The sequence below is a fragment of the Qipengyuania mesophila genome (assembly GCF_019711655.1).
Taxonomy (GTDB): domain Bacteria; phylum Pseudomonadota; class Alphaproteobacteria; order Sphingomonadales; family Sphingomonadaceae; genus Qipengyuania; species Qipengyuania mesophila.
Genome location: NZ_JAIGNU010000006.1, coordinates 1 through 1758, shown reverse-complemented (window position 1 = coordinate 1758; position 1758 = coordinate 1). Strand labels below are relative to the sequence as shown.

The following is a 1758-nucleotide window of genomic DNA, read 5'->3' as shown; positions in this document are numbered from 1 at the left end:
GCCATGCGGTCGCGCAAGCCGAAGCCTCTTCCTGCCATCAGCCCCAGCAACGTGGCTGCCGTCATTATCCCAAGGCCGCCCAACTGAAACATCAACAGGATGGCTCCTTGCCCGAATGGCGACCAATAGGTCGGTGTATCGACCACGATAAGACCGGTCACTGCGACCGCCGACGTCGCTGTGAACAGGGCAGTCAGAAACGGGGCACGTATGCCTTCAGTGGTGGCCCAAGGGAGACTCAGCACAAGCGTTCCCAGTGCGATGGCGCAGAGGAAGAGCGCCGGTATCAGGCGGATGGGATCGCGAAGACCACGCATCGGGTGCCTTTGGCGTTGCTCACGGCCAAGCGCAAGCCTGTGTGCGTTCTGTGTGGGAGGGTGAGATTGATCGAGCCAGTGACCTGCCAGCACCACTGCCTGTCAAGGACCGTAGCATTGGAATTCTGCACCGATCCCGCTGTTGCCGGTTTTCAGGAAAGATGCTCCCGCGGAAGGCATTAGCCGGAGGCTTATTGTTGCCCCGGTCGCATCAGGCCACCGGCGCCCTGGGACCAATCAGTCCAGATCGTTAAGCTGATCGATCAGAGAAGCTATTTTCTCGACAGCCTCGCGGGTTTCTCCTTCGTACCGCAGGGCATCTGCCCGAACGAAGTCGCCCACTGAGGGATGCGCGATGTATTTCACCGCTGCAGCTCGGTATGCCATCATCGCCTTATGCAACGCGTCGCGGCTCGTCGCCTTGCCGTCTTTGGCAGCGGTTGCTCGATCGGCGACCTCTCGGGCGCGAGCGGCCAGATTATCCAGTCCTCTTTGCATGGGTCGCCTTCCGCCGATGGGTGTCAGGAGATGGTAATTGCTCTTTTGTGCCAAAGTGCAACACCTTTAACGAAATTTCAGAATGCGGGAACGGAGTAAGCTCGCCAAGCCTATTGCAGGCGTGCTGGGTCGCTTCAGCCGGTGTGATAGTTTGAGTCCCAATGCTACAATCCTGATCGTCGAGGACGAACCGCTGATCCGCCTCGCTCTCATCGACATGTTTGAAGCGACGGGCTTTGTGGTGCTCGATGCGGGTGACGCATTCGAAGCAATGGCGTTGCTCGACACGCACGCAGACAGTATCGGGATTATGCTCACGGATATCAGGCTGGGAGACGGTCCGGACGGCTGGGATGTGGCACGCTACGCCCGATCCCGGCTTGAAGACCTACCGATCGTCTTCGTTTCAGGAGATAGCGCGGGCGATTGGCGTGAAGCCGGAATCAATCGAAGCGTAATGTTGGCCAAGCCTGTCGCTGACGGAGATTTGCTTGCGGCGGTCCGGACAGGTCTGGAACAATCATCAAGGCAGGGGGACTGATTGACCGCAACTCTGTCAGGTTCGCATTAGTCCGTTGCGCCGCCAGCTTTCGGCAAGCAGCGTCTCGATCAGGTCGGCATGGCTGAAGCCCGCGTGGGCAGCGGCCTTGGCCATGACCTTTTCCGACCAGAGATTGCAGTTGAGATTGATTTCTATGAAATTTATATCGCCCGTCTTGAGATCGAGGCGGAATTCGATGCGGCCGTAGTCGAAGGGCACGAATTCCTGCGCTACCTTCTTCGCCATCGCCTCGATCCTGGGCGCGAGCTCGGGATCTTCGAACCGCTTGAGCGCGGCCTTTTCCTTGTTTTCGACGAGATCGCGTTTCTCGTAATAGGTCCACAGGCGCTGCGTGTCCTCGCGCTCGTACCACAGCATCGGCAGCGCGATCGGCTCGTCATC

3 protein-coding genes and 1 pseudogene are annotated in these 1758 nt (G+C 58.8%); 1 reads left to right on the top strand and 3 read right to left on the bottom strand.

The annotated features are described in order from the left end of the window. Window positions 1–317 (bottom strand): annotated as a pseudogene (locus K3181_RS15510) (TrkH family potassium uptake protein); the annotation flags it as partial. 237 nt (window positions 318–554) lie between these two features. Next, window positions 555–815 (bottom strand): hypothetical protein, encoded by a 261-nt coding sequence (locus K3181_RS15505; RefSeq protein WP_221604042.1) that lies wholly within the window; start codon window positions 813–815, stop codon window positions 555–557. Window positions 816–936: 121 nt separating this feature from the next. On the opposite strand from K3181_RS15505, the gene K3181_RS15500 reads away from it, so the two are divergent. Continuing rightward, window positions 937–1356 (top strand): response regulator, encoded by a 420-nt coding sequence (locus K3181_RS15500; RefSeq protein WP_345725523.1) that lies wholly within the window; start codon window positions 937–939, stop codon window positions 1354–1356. 15 nt (window positions 1357–1371) lie between these two features. Here the strand turns inward: K3181_RS15500 and K3181_RS15495 are convergent. Next, on the bottom strand, window positions 1372–1758 hold a 387-nt coding region (locus K3181_RS15495), incomplete at its 5' end, for a D-alanine--D-alanine ligase family protein (protein WP_486659999.1).

Coding starts and splice junctions, on each gene's coding strand:
- K3181_RS15505 (WP_221604042.1), bottom strand. CDS start 815: ATGCAAAGAGGACTGGATAATCTGGCCGCTCGCGCCCGAGAGGTCGCC.